The sequence below is a fragment of the Porphyromonas sp. C0041D3 genome, assembly GCF_056590575.1.
The window spans coordinates 48,496-66,217 of the sequence record NZ_JBWPWJ010000005.1 but is presented as its reverse complement, the minus strand read 5'-3'; the positions used below and the strand labels follow the sequence as shown (position 1 = coordinate 66,217).

Annotated in this window: 13 protein-coding genes and 1 riboswitch; of the genes, 11 read left to right on the top strand and 2 right to left on the bottom strand. The window is 55.2% G+C overall.

The features are described from left to right. The first annotated feature begins 5 nt into the window (after nucleotides 1-5). Nucleotides 6-1,319 carry a bifunctional folylpolyglutamate synthase/dihydrofolate synthase gene (locus AC1EKE_RS04880; RefSeq protein ID WP_480308492.1) on the top strand — a complete coding sequence of 438 codons (1,314 nt, stop codon included), beginning with the start codon at nucleotides 6-8 and terminating at the stop codon, nucleotides 1,317-1,319. 2 nt (nucleotides 1,320-1,321) lie between these two features. Here the strand turns inward: AC1EKE_RS04880 and AC1EKE_RS04875 are convergent, their stop codons facing one another. Further along, a complete protein-coding gene (locus AC1EKE_RS04875) occupies nucleotides 1,322-2,278 on the bottom strand; it encodes a capsular polysaccharide synthesis protein (RefSeq protein WP_070466676.1) in 957 nt (318 codons plus the stop codon). Nucleotides 2,279-2,663: 385 nt separating this feature from the next. On the opposite strand from AC1EKE_RS04875, the gene AC1EKE_RS04870 reads away from it, so the two are divergent. Genes AC1EKE_RS04870 through AC1EKE_RS04850 form a run of 5 tightly spaced genes read left to right on the top strand, consistent with a single transcriptional unit; the run spans nucleotide 2,664 to nucleotide 7,092 of the window. After that, a complete protein-coding gene (locus AC1EKE_RS04870) occupies nucleotides 2,664-3,800 on the top strand; it encodes a glycosyltransferase (RefSeq protein WP_148130700.1) in 1,137 nt (378 codons plus the stop codon). Nucleotide 3,801: 1 nt separating this feature from the next. Beyond that, entirely contained in the window at nucleotides 3,802-4,632 is an 831-nt protein-coding gene (locus AC1EKE_RS04865; RefSeq protein ID WP_480308491.1) for a glycosyltransferase family 2 protein, read from the top strand. Next, on the top strand, nucleotides 4,629-5,471 hold the full coding sequence (locus AC1EKE_RS04860; protein ID WP_480308490.1) for a glycosyltransferase family 2 protein: 843 nt from the start codon (nucleotides 4,629-4,631) through the stop codon (nucleotides 5,469-5,471). The genes AC1EKE_RS04865 and AC1EKE_RS04860 overlap by 4 nt, the downstream gene beginning before the upstream one ends. After that, on the top strand, nucleotides 5,468-6,292 hold the full coding sequence (locus AC1EKE_RS04855) for a glycosyltransferase family 2 protein (RefSeq protein ID WP_480308489.1): 825 nt from the start codon (nucleotides 5,468-5,470) through the stop codon (nucleotides 6,290-6,292). The genes AC1EKE_RS04860 and AC1EKE_RS04855 overlap by 4 nt, the downstream gene beginning before the upstream one ends. Further along, complete coding sequence (locus tag AC1EKE_RS04850; RefSeq protein WP_480308488.1) at nucleotides 6,289-7,092, top strand: glycosyltransferase family 2 protein; 804 nt, start codon at nucleotides 6,289-6,291, stop codon at nucleotides 7,090-7,092. The genes AC1EKE_RS04855 and AC1EKE_RS04850 overlap by 4 nt, the downstream gene beginning before the upstream one ends. Nucleotides 7,093-7,100: 8 nt before the next feature. Here the strand turns inward: AC1EKE_RS04850 and AC1EKE_RS04845 are convergent, their stop codons facing one another. Continuing rightward, on the bottom strand, nucleotides 7,101-7,655 hold the full coding sequence (locus AC1EKE_RS04845; protein ID WP_480308487.1) for a tyrosine-type recombinase/integrase: 555 nt from the start codon (nucleotides 7,653-7,655) through the stop codon (nucleotides 7,101-7,103). A 364-nt stretch (nucleotides 7,656-8,019) separates the two neighbouring features. Continuing rightward, nucleotides 8,020-8,236: riboswitch (cobalamin riboswitch) on the top strand. Between the two features lie 149 nt (nucleotides 8,237-8,385). On the opposite strand from AC1EKE_RS04845, the gene AC1EKE_RS04840 reads away from it, so the two are divergent. The 5 genes from AC1EKE_RS04840 (at nucleotide 8,386) to AC1EKE_RS04820 (ending at nucleotide 17,689) form a co-directional block, all read left to right on the top strand. Further along, nucleotides 8,386-10,563 carry a DUF5074 domain-containing protein gene (locus tag AC1EKE_RS04840; protein WP_480308486.1) on the top strand — a complete coding sequence of 726 codons (2,178 nt, stop codon included), beginning with the start codon at nucleotides 8,386-8,388 and terminating at the stop codon, nucleotides 10,561-10,563. Nucleotides 10,564-10,634: 71 nt separating this feature from the next. Beyond that, the gene (locus tag AC1EKE_RS04835) at nucleotides 10,635-12,662 is read left to right on the top strand and encodes a TonB-dependent receptor plug domain-containing protein (protein WP_480308485.1); all 2,028 of its coding nucleotides are present in this window, start codon (nucleotides 10,635-10,637) and stop codon (nucleotides 12,660-12,662) included. Nucleotides 12,663-12,673: 11 nt separating this feature from the next. Continuing rightward, a complete protein-coding gene (locus AC1EKE_RS04830) occupies nucleotides 12,674-13,876 on the top strand; it encodes a YncE family protein (protein WP_296161787.1) in 1,203 nt (400 codons plus the stop codon). Nucleotides 13,877-13,889: 13 nt separating this feature from the next. Then, nucleotides 13,890-15,623 carry a PKD-like domain-containing protein gene (locus AC1EKE_RS04825; RefSeq protein WP_480308484.1) on the top strand — a complete coding sequence of 578 codons (1,734 nt, stop codon included), beginning with the start codon at nucleotides 13,890-13,892 and terminating at the stop codon, nucleotides 15,621-15,623. A gap of 5 nt (nucleotides 15,624-15,628) precedes the next feature. Then, nucleotides 15,629-17,689, top strand: coding sequence for a hypothetical protein (locus AC1EKE_RS04820; protein WP_480308483.1), 2,061 nt, complete (start codon nucleotides 15,629-15,631; stop codon nucleotides 17,687-17,689). Nucleotides 17,690-17,722: the final 33 nt, after the last annotated feature.

The window sequence follows — 17,722 nt, the reverse complement described above, 5'->3', positions numbered from 1 at the left end:
GTACTATGACTTACGAGGAGACACTGGACTTTCTATTTAAGCAACTACCGGTCTATCAGATCGAGGGCGGAAGGGCCTATAAGCCGGGGCTGGAGCGGACGCGTGAGATCCTCTCCGCCTGTGGCCGTCCGGATCGGGAGCTGACCGCTCTCCATGTGGCGGGGACCAATGGTAAGGGCTCTACCTCTTACCTCCTCGCCTCCGTGCTGAGGGCGGCCGGACTGAGGGTGGGGCTCTTCACCTCGCCCCATATCGTCACCTACCGGGAGCGGATTCGGATCAATGGGGAGATGATCCCGGAGGAGTACATCACCCGATTTGTGGAGCAATTTCTCCGCGACCTGGGGGACCACCTGCAGCCGTCGTTCTTTGAGCTGACCACGGCGCTCGCCTTCCGCTACTTTGTGGATGAGAGGGTGGACATCGCCGTGGTGGAGGTGGGTATGGGCGGTCGGCTTGACAGTACCAACGTCCTCAGCCCCCTCGTCAGCGTGATCACGAATGTGAGCATGGATCACATGCAATTCCTCGGTAACACGCTCAGCGAGATCGCTCATGAGAAGGCGGGGATCATCAAGCCTCATACCCCGGTGGTGCTGGGGCGGAGCATCGATGAGCCAGTGCTGGAGGTGGTGCGGGCTAAGGCAGCTGAGGAGCAGGCGCCCCTCACGCTGGCGGATCGGTCGGATGAGATCCTGTCGCACGAGGAGATCGAGGGGGTAGGGTACCGTGTGGAGACAAAGACCTTTGGCACCATCGATCTGCCACTCATGGGAGCATACCAGCTGCAGAATCTCGGGACCGTCCTCGAGACGATCAAGCTGATCCGCGATCGGTATGGGATCACCCCGGAGATGGTCCGGGAGGGAGTCGCCCGGGTGGCGGACTTCGGTCTCAGCGGTCGGCTACAGATGATCCGGCAGAGCGACCCGCGGATCTTCATCGATGCCGGGCACAATATCGGTGCCTGGGCTTACCTCGGTCCTCAGCTCGAGACGTGGGCTGCTGATGGGGGGCTGGCCGTGGTGCTGGGCATGTCGGCCGACAAGGATGTCGACCACGTGCTGGAGCGGCTGCCGAAGGAGACGCACCTCATCTGCACTCGGGCTCATGTGGAGCGCGCGATGAGCGCTGCGGACTTTGCCGAGCACGCGCGGTCGCACGGCATCGAGCCGGCGCTGGTGATCGAGGATGTGCGGGAGGCGTACCGTGCAGCGATCGACTACTGCCGGGCGCACTCTGTCCGGACGCTCTTCGTCGGCGGCAGCTTCTTCGTCCTCTCCGACCTGCTCTCCGACACCGACGAGACCGCCCGCTAAGTCTAAATGTAAGGCATGTGACCGGACTCCTCTAAGAGCTCCACTAAGTGGAGGTAGGTGGGGTGATCGACCTTGAAGGTCATCTTCTGCAGGTGGTATCGCTCCAGGATCTCCTCCGTCGTGCCGTACTTGGCGGGCCAGTCGTCAAACATCATCCGCTGCAGGATCTCCACATTCGTATCGCTGATCCTCCGGCAATTGTGGTCATGGAGCCGACCATCCTCTCGCCCCACCAGGCAGTCGAAGAGTATGTGGAAGAATAAGTACACTTCCGGAAACTTCTGATCCTCCTTCCTCTCCCAGTAGAGGATCAGGATATCCAGCAGCGTGCCGATCACCTCCGACTGTGGCTTCGCAAAGATGATCGCATTCTGCACATTGGTCCGATACTCCTCTCGCCAGTCGAAGGCAAAGGGCAGATGATCCCGCCAGTACTTCTTTAGCGGCTCCGAGGGATCTCTCTGAAACATAAAGAACTCCGGCTCCGTATAGTAAGGCTCAAACGGTCCGGCCATGAAGATCGTCGAGTCGAGCCACACGCCTCCGTAAGCGGAGAGGAGTGCCAGCCTCAGTATATCTGAGTAGTAGGCGATCATCATCGCAGGATTGGACTGCCGCACCTGATCCACGATCGGAGGGAGATCGATATACTCGCTGACCGTCTCATCCGAGAGACGGATCACCCGGTAGTCTCCCCTGCGCTGATCCACCGAGGCGTAGCAGAGGCGGATCATCTCCGGGAGCTTACTCTCGTCGAGACCCTGTGCCCAGTACTGCCAGATGATCTTCTCCCCCACCAACTCCGGGTGCTTCGGCATCACCTCGTAGTGCTTAGCCTTCCCCTTGTAGTAATCGTCTATCAGTCCGTACCAGACGGCGGCAGCCCTCTGATGCTTCCGTGGTTGTCGGCGAGACAGCCGACGATGATTCAGTCTCTTGAAATAGTCTATTATCTTCATATCACCGGTGGCTTTGCGAGTAGCTGGCCTGATACTTCACCGCAAATATAAGGGTTATCTCTCTCTTGGTCTCGGTAATCCCGGGGCAAGAGGAGAGGTGACGCATTTGAGAGCCGTCGTTAATCACGCGCCGGATCGATCCTGCAGGGACTTTTCCGCCGGTTCCCCTCTCTGACACCACACCCCCGACATATCCCGCATTCATCCCCTATGCAGGCGCCGGGGAGTATCGTATCGAGCGGGATAGAGGTCTGTGAATTCTAAACCCGGTATTAGTGATCACTATTACCGGGTTTAGTTTGGGGGCGCAGGTCTGAGGGGAACTTCGGCGTATGCCCTCTCGGTAATTATGAGTAACTTGCACCAAAAGTCAGAGTAGAGAGTTTTGAATATAGCGTTTGTCAATTGGTGGACCTTCAATACGGTCATGGGCGGGATCGAAGCGGTCGGTGCCCGAGTTGCCCGTGCGCTTACCGCCCGGGGGCACCACGTCTGTCTGGCAGCCGTGGAGGAGGGCTATCCCTCGGTAGAGGGATTTGAGAACCTCCTTCTGCCGGATAAGCAGCGTATTCGCTCCAAGGCTAACTTTGATGCATTGGTGGAGTACTTCGGAGTCCACGACGTCGATGTGATCGTCTGCCACAATGCCTACCGCCGTCGGCTGGCACTGCTTCTCGCCGAGGTGGCCGACCGACTGGGGGCAAGACTTGTCTTTGAGATCCACACCGATCCGACGATGTACAAGTTTAAGCGCCGGACACCTCCTTTCCTCCACCGGGCGGAGTACCTCTTCCGGCGCCACAAGGCTCTCCGACAGTGGCGGCTCATCTCGAGAGTCGGCGATGCGATCGTGCTTCTCTCGCCCTCCTATGTACCGATCTTTAGAGACCTGGTAGGTAACGCTTCGGAGGGCAAGCTGATCAGTATCTCCAATCCCAACACCTACGACCCGACCGAAATACCGGCAGAGCTTCCTAAGGAGAAAATGCTCCTCTATGTGGGACGCTTCGACTACGGTCAGAAGCGAACCGACCGCCTGCTGGATGTGTGGGGGATGATACAGGATCGCTTCCCGGACTGGTCGCTTTACATCGTGGGAGGGGGAAACGAGCGGGTGGAGCGTGACCTGAGGAGGCGGGCGGAGACACTCCATCTGGAGAGGATCCACTTCGAGGGCGTGCGCTCCCCGCAGCCCTACCTAAGCCGCTCTGCGGTCCTGGTCTCCTCGAGCAGCTACGAGGGATTGCCCCTCGTGATCCTCGAGGCGCTTCAGTATGGCGTGGTGCCGATCGCCTTCGACAGCTATGCCGCTTTCAGGGATGTCACCGATGAGGGGCGGCTGGGGGTGATGGTTCCCCCCTTTGACCTCAGAGCATACGCTGAGAGCCTCTCCCGACTGATGGAGGACGATGCCGGGCGGGAGGAGATGTCGCGGGCCGGCAGAGAGTGGTCGCACCGGTACGACATAGATGCGATCACCGATGAGTGGGAGCGCTTCCTGACACAGATTTTATCAGAGTAGTATGAGTCCCTTAGTCACTGTGGTGATCCCCTGCTATAATGGGGCAAAGGTGGTGGGGCGCTGTCTCTCCGCCCTCGAGAGGCAGAGCTATAGTCCCATGGAGGTGCTACTGATCGATGACGCCAGTACGGATGAGACGGCTGATGCGGTGGCGAAGTATCCCTTTGTGAAACTGCTGCGCAACGAGACCAATCGGGGTGTCTCCTACACACGCAACAGAGGCATCGAAGAGGCGAAGGGGAAGTATCTCCACTTCCTCGACGTCGACGATGAGGTGAGCAGCAACTTCTATGAGGCGATGGTTCGGCGCGCAGAGCAGACCGGGGCAGACGTCACCGCTTGTAGCTTCGTCTACCAGTATGTGCCGGAGAAGTCTCAGATCTTCCGCACCCCTCGGGTCTACACAGGGACGATGGACAAGCTTCGGGTCACCTATGTCTGCAAGATAGGTGTGGTCTGGAGATACCTCTTCCGCACCGACTTTATTCGCCGTCATGAGGATCTTCGATTCCCGGTCGGACGACTCGTGGAGGATCTGCCCTTTGCCGTCCGGGCACTCTTTTATGCCAATAAGGTGGCGACTGCTCCCCGGGCGGAGTATCTCTACCGCTACGAGGCGGACTCTCTGACGGAGTCGGACGATCCGGAGGTGAGGAGAGCCTTTGCCGAGGGATATGATCTTGCGGAGGAGGATGTCAAGACCTTCCTCGCTGCACACGGGGTGCATCGCCGACCGGGACGAGACTCCCACCTCATCTCCTACTTCCTGCACAAGGTCTCCAATCGCCTACGCGGTGGTCAGACCGACCTGACAGAGCGACTGACGCAATGAGTGACACGATGCGGATAGCCGCCGTGACGATGGCGCGTAACGACTCCTTCTTCCTCTCCCGATGGATCCGCTACTACGGGCGAGAGCTGGGGTACGATCACCTCTTCATTTACCTCGATGGAGAGGATCAGGAGATCCCGATCGACACGCTGGAGGAGGTCCATATCACGAAACTGCCCCATCGGTCTCTCTCTCGCTCGGCAGGCGATAAGTATCGCATCGGACTCCTGACGAGGCTGGCTCATCGTCTGCTCGATGAGGGGTACGATCTGATCCTCGGGACCGATAGTGACGAATTCGTCGTGCCCGACCCTCGGACCGGTCTCTCTCTGAGGGAGTACCTCTCGGAGCACCGACCGGAGAGCCACGCTTCAGCTCTGGGACTTGACCTGGGACAGCGGCTTGACGAGGAGGCTCCTCTGGATCCCGATCGCTCCCTCCTCGAGCAGCGTCGCTATGCCGTGCTGACCGCTCGCTACACTAAGAGCTGCATCCTCACCCGCCCTCTCGACTGGGGAAGCGGCTTCCACAGAGTGAGGGGGCACAACCTCCACATCCTCCCCGATCTCTACCTTATCCATGCCGGTTACTGCGACCTCGAGATGGTGAAAGCACGGCAGGGCGAGCGGGGTGTGGACTGGGGAAATCACCTCTCCCGACGTGCGAGGACCATTCACTTCACCTCCACCCGCACACCTATTGACGCAGATCGAATCCTGAGAAGGGCGCGCCGCCTACAGAGACTCTTTCGCCCCCTCTTTGCCTGGAATAAGCCGCTTATGCCCGGTCGCAAACGGGTGGTCAGACTCCCCGAGCGCTTCAGATCCATAGATATATGACTCCACTCATCACCGTGATCATCCCCTGCTACAATGGGGCAAAGTATGTGCATCGCTGCCTTGACTCGATCCGGCGGCAGAGCTTCCGAGACCTGGAGGTGCTGCTGATCGACGACGGCAGTACGGATGACTCCTCCGCCCTCGCTGCGGAATATACGGAGGTGACATTGATCTCTAATGAGTCAAATAGAGGCCTCGCCTACACCCGAAATCGGGGGATACAGCTGGCGCATGGGCAGTACGTCCACTTCCTCGATGTCGACGACCGGGTCAGCTCCGACTACTACCTCCGGATGGCAGAGTCAGCACAGGCTACCGGTGCGGATATCGTGATCGGGGGGGCGGTCTTCCAGGGGCGGTACTACCACAATCAGCGCTTCACTCAGATCAAGACCTATACCGGGCGATCCAAGTACTGCATTACCTATCCCGGTCGCTGGGGCTACTCGGTGCTCTACCTCTTCCGCACCTCTCTGCTACGGGAGCACCGGATCACCTTCCCCGAGGGACGCCTTATGGAGGATATCCCCTTTACCATCCGAGCATTCTACTACGCTGATGCCGTCTCCACTGCCATCGATGCCGAGTATCTCTACATCCGCAACGAGGGCTCGATCCTGACTACCCGGGACGAGGCTCATAAGCTGAGGCGAAGGAGAGACAGGCAGCGGTCTCGGGAGGAGGTGCGCCGATTTGCGGAGGAGAAGGGGGAGCGCATCCCCGGGGTGAATGGCGGCTTCCTCCGCTTCGGACTCGAGTACCTCCGTCGCAGGCTCTTTGCCTCTCGTCAGACCGATCTCACAGAAGATCTCAAGCAATGAATACCAAGCCACTTGTCACGATCATCATCCCCTGCTATAATGGGGAGAAGTATGTCGACCGCTGCCTCGACTGCATCCACGAGCAGGACTATGAGGAGCTGGAGGTGCTCTTCATCGACGACTGCAGCAGTGACGGCTCCGTAGAGAGGGCTTCGCGCCATCCCGGGGTGACCGTCCTCCGAAATGAGCAGAATGGTGGCAGCTCCTACACCCGCAACAGAGGGATCGGGGAGGCAAGGGGGAAGTACATCCACTTCTTCGACGTAGATGACCAAATCAGCAGTCACTTCTACGAGCGACTCGTAGAGGCAGCGGAGCGACACGATGCCGACATGGCTTTTGCCGGTATGGTCAATGAGGCCGCACCACAGTACACACAGCTCTTCACCAAGGAGCGGGTCTTCACTGATGTGGAGGAGAAGATGCGCGCTACTTATGTCGGCAAGTGGGGCTACGCCTGGCGCTACCTGATCAGGACCGATCTTATCCGAGATCACGAGCTCAGTTTCCCTCTCGGCCGATACTGCGAGGATCTGCCATTCTCCTTCCGAGCGGTCTACTACGCCGATCGCATCGTCACCGTCCCCGGGGCGGAGTATTTCTATAGGCGAAATGAGGGATCACTCCTGCTAGATCCGGATCGACACAAGGCGGTTCAGGCAGATCGGCAGGAGATGATAGCCGATATCCGTCGCTTTGCGAGAGACCACCACTTCCGTATCCCTGGGCTGGAGGTGGGGCGTCTATCGTATCTCCTTCGCAAGATCCGCTATCTCCTTTTTCCACCAAGACGGAGCTGACGGGGGGATTACTTATTGCGGGGATGGTGGGTGAGGATCTCGTCGCGGAGTCCGGTCAGCTCGACGTGGGTGTAGATCTCCGTCGTGGCGATGTCGGCATGCCCGAGCATATCCCGGATGGCGGAGAGGGAGGCACCGCCCTCCAGCAGGTGGGTGGCAAAGGAGAGGCGTAGGGTGTGCGGGGAGATGGGCTTCTGGATGCCGGCCTCCTTGGCCAGCTCCTTGATCACCATGAATACCATCTGCCTCGAGAGCGGTCGCCCGAGACGGCTCAGGAAGAGGTAGTCCCGGAAGCCGGGCTTCTCGTGGATCTCCTGCCGGATCGGGATGTAGTCCTCTATCCGCGCCACCGCCGTGTCGGACATCGGTATGAGCCGCTCCTTGCTCCCCTTCCCCATCACGCGGAGGTACTTGTGCTCGAGGAAGATGTGCTCGTACTTTAGCTCGCAGCACTCGCTGACCCGCAGCCCGCAGCTGTAGAGTAACTCCAGCATAGCGGCATTGCGTACGCCGTGAGCCGTACTCAGGTCGATGCTGTCGATCAGCCGGTCGATCTCCTCCACCGTCAGCACCTCCGGCAGGCGCCGGACCGGCTCTGACAGAGAATACTATTGCCTACGTGCTATGCGCACAGTTGTGTACGTCTCGGTGGATAGTTGTGGCGGGTGACTGTGGTCAATACAAGTCAAAGCTTTCCTCAAATGAGTAGAGGTGTGGGAGGAGGTGTAGTTGCGGTTACTCCCCCGTAAGATCGGCTACCTCACCTACTCTCATTTCATTAGCCACACGTGCAGATTCGCCCATCTGAGGAATAGTGAGGTGAGGGGATCTCTAAATACATCAGTTGGTACTCTTATACCTACGATGAGCCATCAATGGGTTGTTATTCTGGGATCTCATTTGTGGGGAATGAAAAAAATAGCTAATATTGCGAACACATACTTTGGTGTCGTCTGCCTTGTGTCTAAGGGTAAGACGATGAAAAGGGAATCAGGTGCAAAACCTGAGCAGACCCACTGCCGTAAGCTTCACTATGAAGCTCCCCGCACACTCTATTAGATCCACTGTTGCCGCTATGGTAATGGGAAGGATGTGAGGGGGGAGGAAGCAAGCCGGAAGACCTGCCACGAGTATATGAGATGTGAGCTTCGGGGAATGAGGAGCTCCATCATCGGTGTGTTTTTCCCGCTTTGACGTAGAGGGTGCTGATTGTACTCAATCGCTCACCGACCACATCCTCACCCCACACAGGAGGAGTTTATTTAACTTTTATATCATCTTACTGAGTAGAGTATGACAAAAAACACAGGTCGAGTCTTGTCGCTGTTGGCTGTCCTCGTGATAGCCTTGGGTTGCTCCTATGACGACAGCGGTCTCTGGAAGGAGGTCGACAAGATCAAAACAGAGCTCAAGCAGCTGAGAGATCAGATCACATCTGCACAGACTGTAGTAGACGCCCTCTCCAAAGGGAATGTGATCACGGGTGTGACACCTCTTCCCGATAATGAGGGATGGAGAATCACTCTGAGTGGCAATGCACAGCCGATAGAGATCCGGAATGGGAAACCGGCTGAGGTCAATATCGCCAAGGAGGGAGACCGCTTCTACTGGGTACTTATCCAGCCTGATGGGACTCAGGTCTTCCTCACAGATAAGGAGGGCAATAAGATCCCCGTCACAGGCAATGATGGAGCTCCCGGTGCCACCGGGGAGAAGGGTGAGCCCGGTGCCCCGGGAGAGAAGGGTGAGCCCGGTGCCCCCGGGGAGAAGGGAGAGCCCGGTGCCCCCGGGGAGAAGGGAGAGCCCGGTGCCCCGGGAGAGAAGGGAGAGCCCGGTGCCCCGGGACACTCTCCCTCGATTGCCATTGATAGTGATGGCTTCTGGACTGTTGACGGAGAGAGACTGAAAGACCCTGATGGGAAAGAGGTCAAAGCTCAGGGAGACTCCTTCTTCAAGGATGTCAGGGTTGACAAGAGAAAGGGCGTGGTTGTCTTCACGCTCGCCGGAGGAGAGTCCTTCACCCTGCCGATAGCCGGAGCCACTCATCTTCATATCAATGAGCCTAAGGGAGCTCCGTACCACTCCTTTGAGTACGGAGAGAAGACACGATCCATCAAGCTGGATGCTGAGGGCATCCAAGACCTGACGATCGCCAAGCAGCCTGACGGCTGGACAGTCCGCATCGGTCAGAATTTCCCCCTCGCCATAGAGGTAACTCCTCCGGCATCGGGCTCCTACTGCTCTGGTGGGATCATCGTCGTGGAGGGAGTGGATGCAGACGGGAAGCTCTATCGAGCCTCCACAGATGTGAGAGTAGCCGACTTTACCGACCCGAGGGGTGTCTTCGTCGTCGTGGAGGGCAATATGACCGACTCCAATGGGATGCTGATGTACTACGATGGGGAAGGGAGAGAGTACCGGCACATCTTCCGCAACGCTAATCCCGGCAAGACGATTGGCAATGTGGTGCAGGATATGTTCATCTACAAGGACAAGGTCTATCTCATCACTCAGAATGGTACGCGTAAGGATCTTGGCGGAGAGGGAAGGCTCGTCATCTGTGATCTCAAGACGATGAAGATGCTCAGCAAGGATGCCCTTGACATCCCGATCACCGATCCTAAGGCCAATGGTGCCCATGCATGGCCTCAGCACCTGATCGTCACCAGTCCCACTCAGATCTTCATCCAGTATGGCTCGTCTGACTATGAGCGAACGGGCGGTATGCGAGAGATCACCCTGGCAGACGATAAGGTGACAAAGATCTCCGAAGACATTGAGGGAACCTATGGTCTCTGGACAAAAGAGAATGCCATCAAGGCCAGAATGATCCTCTCCAAGGGGAATATCTACTTCGCTCATGGTCACGGTGTAAGCATCTTGGACCCCACAACATCAAAGGTCATCAAGACGGTGAAGATGGAGGGACGGCAGTGTAAGGACGTGGTTAAGGGTGCCAATGGGAACCTATTTGCATTCTTTGCCGGCACCTTTACCGGAAATATGCAGTGGGGAGCTCAATTCACTTCTAACCCGCTGATCGTGGAGCTGGATAAGGAGGGGAATATCATCGATCAAGCAGAGGCTCCGGCACAGATCACACTCCCCATTGCCACATGGTCACCCAACATAGGTGCCTGTGCATCCTTCACTGATCCTTACCTCTACTTCAGGGGTACCTCAGACTTCAATTCCTATACGGCCGCTCGGTACAATTATGAGACCGACACCTTTGACAGTCAGTACATCATCACCCCTTATGTCAATTACGGATATATGGGTGTCGATAAGTATACCGGGAAGCTGTGGATAGGGACCTCCAAGGACTATACCACAAGTACGGTATTCAATTACACTGTCGGTGACCAGCCTGCTCCTGTAGGGGAGTTCTTCTACGGCTCGAGAGAGGGCGCTAGCCCGGCGGGCGTGGACTTCTACTACCGGTTCACGAATGAGTGGATCAATAAGTAACTGATAGATCAATAGTCTGCATTCCTTTGGTTAGGAGTGCAGGCACAAGTAGAGCGAAGAGAGTCAGAGTGGTGATAAAAAGAAGGTCTATAGGTGCCCTGCTTTTCCTACTGTACGCTGTCACCTGCTCCTGCCGTCTCTCGGCACAGAGCAGTCTCTCGGATACGCTCTTTCGCCTCCCCGAAGTGGTCGTGCAGGAGACTATCCGGAGACAAGAGGTGATCCGGGGACAGGTGCTTGAGGGACCCTCACTGCAGCGGATGAGTACATTCTCTATAGCGGATGCGGTGCGCTTCTTCTCGGGTGTACAGATCAAGGACTATGGAGGTATTGGCGGACTCAAGACGATCAATATCAGAGGTATGGGCTCCCAGCATGTTGGGATATTCTATGACGGGATAGAGGTGGGAAACGCCCAAAACGGACAAGTCGACCTCGGGAAATTCTCAATGGACAACATTGCATCCATTTCCCTCTACAATGGTCAGAGGAGTATGATCTTCCAGCCGGCTAAGGACTTTGGCAGTGCCGGCTCTGTATACATCAAGACACGTAATCCGAGCTTCATTGATGGCAAGGAGAGTAATCTCCGACTTACAGCGAGGGGTGGCTCATTCGGCTACCTATCATCCTCCATCCTCTGGGAGCGTAAACTGCCTCGGCACTATGCCATAGGTGCCAACGCCGAGGTTATCCGATCTCGCGGCAATTACCCCTTCAAGTACCGACGACTGTTCCAAGACGGAGTGACGGCATACGACACCACTGCATACCGAGAGAATAGCGATATCACAGCTTATCGTGTAGAGGCATCTCTCTACAAGACCCTCGAGAATGGAGCATGGGACATACACGGATACTACTACCAGTCTCACAGAGGTCTGCCCGGTCCCATCATCAGAAATGTCTTTAAGCACGGACAGCGGCTCACTGATGAGAACGCTTTCGTCCAGAGTAAGTACAGTATGGACTTCTCCGATCTCTATGCCCTGAAGCTTAATGTCAAGTATGCCAATGACTACACCCGATATGTCGATGATGAGTGGACCAGCCCCACCTATGTGGACAACGAGTACCTGCAGCATGAGGTGTACCTATCAGCGGCCAACTTACTCCGTATACGCCCCTGGTGGCATATCAGTCTCTCGACGGACTACCAGTATAATATGATGAAGGCCAATCTAGTCAACTTCTCCGAGCCTACACGACACACCGCCCTCATCGCCTTGGCGACACAGCTCCGCTGGGGATCCTTGCTGACACTCCAGCTCAGCGGTCTTGAGACGATTGTCCGGGAGACGGTAAAGAGAAATGCAGCTGCCCCACCGAAGGACATTTTCACTCCCTCCGTCTTTCTCTCCTTCAAGCCGTGGGAGGAGCACGATCTCACCATCGATGCTTTCTACAAGCGCATCTTCAGGATGCCGACCTTCAATGACCTGTACTACACATTTATAGGCAATGCTGCCCTTAGGCCAGAGTACACCAGACAGCTCAGTCTCGGGGTACACTACGATCTGGAGCGCTCCGAGGGGTGGCTGCGGAAAGTCGATCTCAAGGCAGAGGCGTACCTAAATCACGTCACTGATAAGATCATCGCCGTCCCGGCAGGGAATATGTTTCGCTGGATGATGCTCAATCTCGGACAGGTGGAGGTCACCGGTCTAGAGCTCAATGCCTCTCTCGGGACAATGCTCCTACCGGACTTCGCCGTATCTTGCCGAGCCGGCTACACGTACCAGAGTGCCATTGATGTCACCTCGAGTGAGGACAAGAACTATCGACACCAGATCATCTACATTCCCAGGCACAGTGGCTCCTTCACGACGATGATGGACTACAAGAGTTGGGGCGTGAATTACAGCTTCATCTATACCGGCATACGATACAATGCTAAGTACAACGATGTGAATAGTCGTATGCTCCCATGGTACACAAGCGATCTCTCCTTCCGGAAGGTCTTCACCGGTTTTGGCGGGAAGGGGCTTATCAGGACCTCCGTGGATATCAATAACATCTTTGATCAGCACTATGATGTGGTGCTGAATTACCCGATGCCGGGACGTAATTATAAGCTTACTATTGCGCTGATCCTCTAAGAAATACTGCCATGATCCGGAGACTTACACATACTATCGCACTACTACTTATCTGCAGCCTGACTCTCGTAGGCTGCCGAGGGGAGTATGAGATCTTGCCCGTCGTCTCCAATGAACTCAATATCCCTCACGAGGACTACAAGGATCTGAGAGGTTTTTATCTCCTAAACGAGGGTAATATGGGGAGTAACAAGGCGACTCTCGACTACTGTGATCTGAGCACCGGGGTGTACCATCGGAATGTCTATGCGGAAGCTAATCCTCATATGGTCAAGGAGCTGGGTGACGTCGGCAATGACATTGGGATCTTCGGTAGTAAGCTGTACGCCGTGATTAATGTCTCCAATTTCATCGAAGTGATGGATGCACGCACAGCCAGGCATATCGGGATGATCAAGATCCCCAACGTGAGGTACATCATATTCAATGAAGCTAATGGTAAGGCCTACGCCTCGTCATATGTGGCACCGGTGAAATTTGACCAAAACGCCCGTGTCGGCTATGTCGCAGAGATCGACACTACCACGCTGGAGGTCACCCGGACCTGCAATGTAGGCTATCAGCCGGAGGAGATGGTGATCTGGTACGACCGTAAGGAGAATAGGCAGAAGCTGTATGTAGCCAACTCCGGTGGCTATATGTTCCCCAATTACGACCATACGATCTCCGTCATTGATCTCAATACCTTTACTCAAGAGAGGAAGATTGATGTGGACATTAACCTCCACCGACTGCGTAAGGGGAAGTTGTCTGAGGATAGTAATGGACCACAGGAGCTAATCGTCACCAGCAGAGGAGACTATTATGATCATCCATCGAGGCTTTTCTTCATCGACCTTAAGACCGACCAGGTCATCGATACTCTTAGCAAGGCGGTCACCAATCTCTACATCGACTACGAGACAGACAAGGCCTACTTCTATGCCGTTGACTGGAGCTATAATACCCAGCAAAATACCATCACCTATGGGACATTTGACATACGCACCCACGAGCTCACCTCCACCAACTTCATCAAGGATCACACGGAGGAGGACATACGCATACCTTATGGTATAGCGGTCAATCCTATCAATAAAGATATATACATCACAGACGCCCTTGACTACGTAACGCCTGGAGACTTGCGTTGCTACGGCAAGGACGGATACCTCAAGTGGAAGACCGACACCGGGGATATTCCCGGGCACTTTGCCTTCCTGTATCACAAATAACTCATTCATGCCCATGAAACACACTCTTCAAGCCAATCTGCTGCTTACTATGCTCCTACTCTTAGTAGGCGGCCTCTCTGGGTGCAGGGACATCGAGTCAAAGATGCCACCTACGATCACTATGGAGAAGACGTACACCATCAAGCCTGATCGCAAGCTGCTGATCACACCTGAGGTGTCTAATGACAACATTAATGCGATCTACTCCTGGAAGCTGGACGGTAGGGTCATCTCGACAGAGAAGAACCTCGAGTATTCCTTCCCCATCACCGGAGACTACACCATTAAGTATAGCGTCTCGACAGCAGACGGAACAGCATGGCAGGAGATCGTTGTAAAGGTTATTGACCTCGAGCTACCCATCATCGGGATGAAGGAGGGCAATGACATCTTGGCTGAGATAGGGGAGCTTCTGACGCTCACCCCCGAGATAGCCAATACGGAGAATATCAAGTATACCTGGGAGCTTGATGGGAAGGCGGTTTCCAGCGAGCCGGTCTTTGAGCTCCGACCAGACAAGGAGGGCGTACACTTCGTCCACCTCTTTACTCAGAATGATGATGGTGAGGACGACTACTTGGTCAAGGTGGTGGTGGTCCCCTCCATACCACTAGAGATAAGCTTCCCCTATCCGCAGCACTCCGGCACGGTAGGTCGTCCGCTCCGTATAGAGCCCCGGATCAGCACCACGAAAAACATCTCCTATGAGTGGTCCGTGGACGGACAGGTGATTGAGGGTCAGACCGGGCCGATACTCGTCTATACGCCCACCCGGGTGGGGACCCTGCAGGTGAAGGTCTGCGCCTACAAGACAGATCCAAGCGGAGCGAAGAAAGAGAGAGCGGGAGAGTCGATCATACCGGTGCAGGTGGGAGAGCCCGATGCACATTTCCGAAGCTTTAATCCTGCGAAGAGTAGTAAGTACGGGGGCAAGGTCTACGAGTTCCTCGCCGCTCCGGGACAGTTTGTCAACGAGGGATACAGTGCTCACACCATGGATGATGCTATCAAGTATGCTGAGGAGCGACTGTCACAGGATGTCTATGTCTCACTGGGTGGGTTTGGAGGATATCTCGTCATTGGATTTGACCACAGTATCCCCAATACCGGCGCTTTCAAGGGGTACGACTTCGCTGTAATGGGCAATTCCTTCAAGGGTAGCTCTGAGCCGGGCATTGTGTGGGTTATGCAGGATGAGAATGGAAATGGTCTCCCGGATGACAACTGGTATGAACTCAGAGGTAGTGAGACCGGTAAGGAGGGGACTATACAGGACTATGAGGTGACTTACTTCCGTCCTGCAACGGCCCGATCAAATGTCCTCTGGGCAGACAATATGGGCAACACTGGAGAGATAGACTGGCTCAACTTCCACCAGCAAGACTCCTACTATCCAATATGGGTCAAGCCGAATAGATATGTCCTCAGAGGGACTCGTCTTAAGAGTGCCAACTTTGACCAGTCCGGTCAGGGCACCTACTGGATCAATCCTGAGTACGAGTGGGGGTATGTGGACAACTTCAGCCCGATAGATCGACTGACCGATGATATCAATTACGGCGCAGCACCTAATGCCAATCACTTCAGGATCAAGGATGCCATGGACTCCAACGGGAAGCCCATACATCTGGAGTATATCGACTTCGTCAAGGTCGTCACGGGACTGAATACCAAGTCCGGATGGCTTGGGGAAGTATCCACCGAGTGCTTCAAGTTCATTGACATCCAAGTACCATCAAGCAAGTAAGAGATATGAGAAATAGATTCATCACAAGTGGCGGGATCCTCCTTTTTACAATCATTATGCTCCTCATGTCCGGTTGCAAAGAGGATATGCCGGACTTTGAGGGAGACAATCGCATACTCAGCTTTGCCCTCACTCTGGGGGGGGAGGAGTATCCGGCTTACACTGAGGGCGAGAGCAAGCTGGTGATCACCATCCCGGTCGGAGTGGATCTCACAGACGCTAAGCCGAGGTATCTACTGAGTGAGAACGCGACCATTTTCCCCGCTCCGGAGAGGGTCCGCGACTGGAGGGAGGATCAAGTCTTCAGGGTTACCTCGGCCTCCGGCAAGGGACGCTCCTATATCCTGAGAGTGATCACCGATCATCCCACGTCCCAGTATGATGTACGTCTCACTACCGATGCAGAGGTGAGGGTCTTTGGGGCAACTCACACCGGTGTGGTGAGAGGAAATCTGATCATTGGAGCTGCTACAGGGCGGGACTCCATCTCAGACATTACGCCGCTCACAGCGCTGACCAAGGTGGAGCAAGGCATTGTCATCAATCCTACATTCAAGGGGACAGACCTCACGGGGCTCCGAAATGTCTCTGAGGTCGGCAGTCTCGTCATACGGAGTGCCAAGGAGCTCAAGAAAGCTGATCTGAGATCCTTGCGGGTGGTACACCGGGACATATCTCTTGAGAGTGACGTCCTTGAGGAGGTACACTTCCCTCTTCTGCAGCAAGTCGAGGGTACACTTAAGTTGCAGAGTAAGTCGATGCGCTCGCTGCTACTACCCGGTCTCTCCACTAGCGGGAGCCTCATCGTCATGAATTGTCCTATCCTCAGCTTCGTCAATCTGCCGGTACTTAAGTCGGTAAGTAAGGATCTGACTATCTCCACAGCGCCCATGCTCTCTGATCTCAAGGTGCGTCGTCTTGGGCGTGTCTCCGGGACCCTTTCCATCAAGGCCTCTGAGTCGCTACAGAATGTATCATTCCCCTCCCTTGAGGAGGTGGGCTCTGTCTCTATATCCTCGCCCAAGATGACAGATCTCTCGCTACCCCTTCTCGTCACGGCGGAGAATGTGGAGCTGTCCAATGTGCCACAGCTTGTCCGTCTCTCCCTCCCAAAGCTGAGTGAGGTGACAGGGGACTTCTTGATCTCCCAGGCTGGTCTTAAGAGCCTGTCAGATATACCCTTGACTAAGGTCGGAGGGAAGCTGAGTGTTATGAAAGTCTCCAATCTCTTCAATCTAGGATTGACGCTTGAGGCTCTTACGGCCGTCAAGAGTATTGTGATAGATACTTATCAGGGACACGAGGGGATTGATCTCTCCCATACGGGTATTACGGAGCTCGTGATCACCGATGCCCCTCACCTTACCTCCTTAGCTCTCCCCGAGTCGATGGACGTGGTGCGCCTCAAGGGCTTCTCTTACGTCAGCAGTGTTGAGGATGCCGGGACAGATGCATTTACTGCAGTCACGGGACTCAAGCATGTGGGGGAATTCTCTTACAATAATTACTGGACGAAAAAGAGTACTAAGGAACTCTCCTTCCCCGGCATTGAGACGATATCTCGGAAGCTTGAGGTCAGCGTTGCGATGGTAGAGAAGGTCTCCTTCCCGGCACTCACGACCGTCCATGCTCTTGAGGGTGACAAAACCCGGAAGAGGGCCAATATATACCTGAGTTATATCACTCAGTTTTACCAGCAGGAGGACCTCCATCCCGTGACGGATGTCCACACTCTCTCCTGTCCCCTCCTGACAGAGGCGGATGGTGTGGGAGCCAATAGTGTCACCCTTAAGACTTTGGATATGCCCAAGCTCCGGAGGGTCGATGAGCTCAAGCTTGACTGCATCTATTACACTGTCCATAATGACGCTATGGAGGATCTCAGCTCTCTTTCAAGCCTCAAGGAGGTACAGAGGGTGCATATCAGTAAGTACCGCGCCTTTAGAGACTACAGCTTCCTTAAGAGGGCAGTAGAGAGCGGATCCCTCACCTCCCTCTCTATATCCAAGTGTGGATACAATCCCTCCCTTGATGATCTCAAGGCGGGTCGGTTCACTAATAGGTAATGATGCGTCTCACTATACACATATATAGACAAG

Bases quoted from the DNA above. Each gene is read 5' to 3' on its own strand.
- AC1EKE_RS04880 (WP_480308492.1), top strand. From the start codon at position 6: ATGACTTACGAGGAGACACTGGACTTTCTATTTAAGCAACTACCGGTC.
- AC1EKE_RS04875 (WP_070466676.1), bottom strand. From the start codon at position 2,278: ATGAAGATAATAGACTATTTCAAGAGACTGAATCATCGTCGGCTGTCT.
- AC1EKE_RS04865 (WP_480308491.1), top strand. From the start codon at position 3,802: ATGAGTCCCTTAGTCACTGTGGTGATCCCCTGCTATAATGGGGCAAAG.
- AC1EKE_RS04860 (WP_480308490.1), top strand. From the start codon at position 4,629: ATGAGTGACACGATGCGGATAGCCGCCGTGACGATGGCGCGTAACGAC.
- AC1EKE_RS04855 (WP_480308489.1), top strand. From the start codon at position 5,468: ATGACTCCACTCATCACCGTGATCATCCCCTGCTACAATGGGGCAAAG.
- AC1EKE_RS04850 (WP_480308488.1), top strand. From the start codon at position 6,289: ATGAATACCAAGCCACTTGTCACGATCATCATCCCCTGCTATAATGGG.
- AC1EKE_RS04840 (WP_480308486.1), top strand. From the start codon at position 8,386: ATGACAAAAAACACAGGTCGAGTCTTGTCGCTGTTGGCTGTCCTCGTG.
- AC1EKE_RS04830 (WP_296161787.1), top strand. From the start codon at position 12,674: ATGATCCGGAGACTTACACATACTATCGCACTACTACTTATCTGCAGC.
- AC1EKE_RS04825 (WP_480308484.1), top strand. From the start codon at position 13,890: ATGAAACACACTCTTCAAGCCAATCTGCTGCTTACTATGCTCCTACTC.
- AC1EKE_RS04820 (WP_480308483.1), top strand. From the start codon at position 15,629: ATGAGAAATAGATTCATCACAAGTGGCGGGATCCTCCTTTTTACAATC.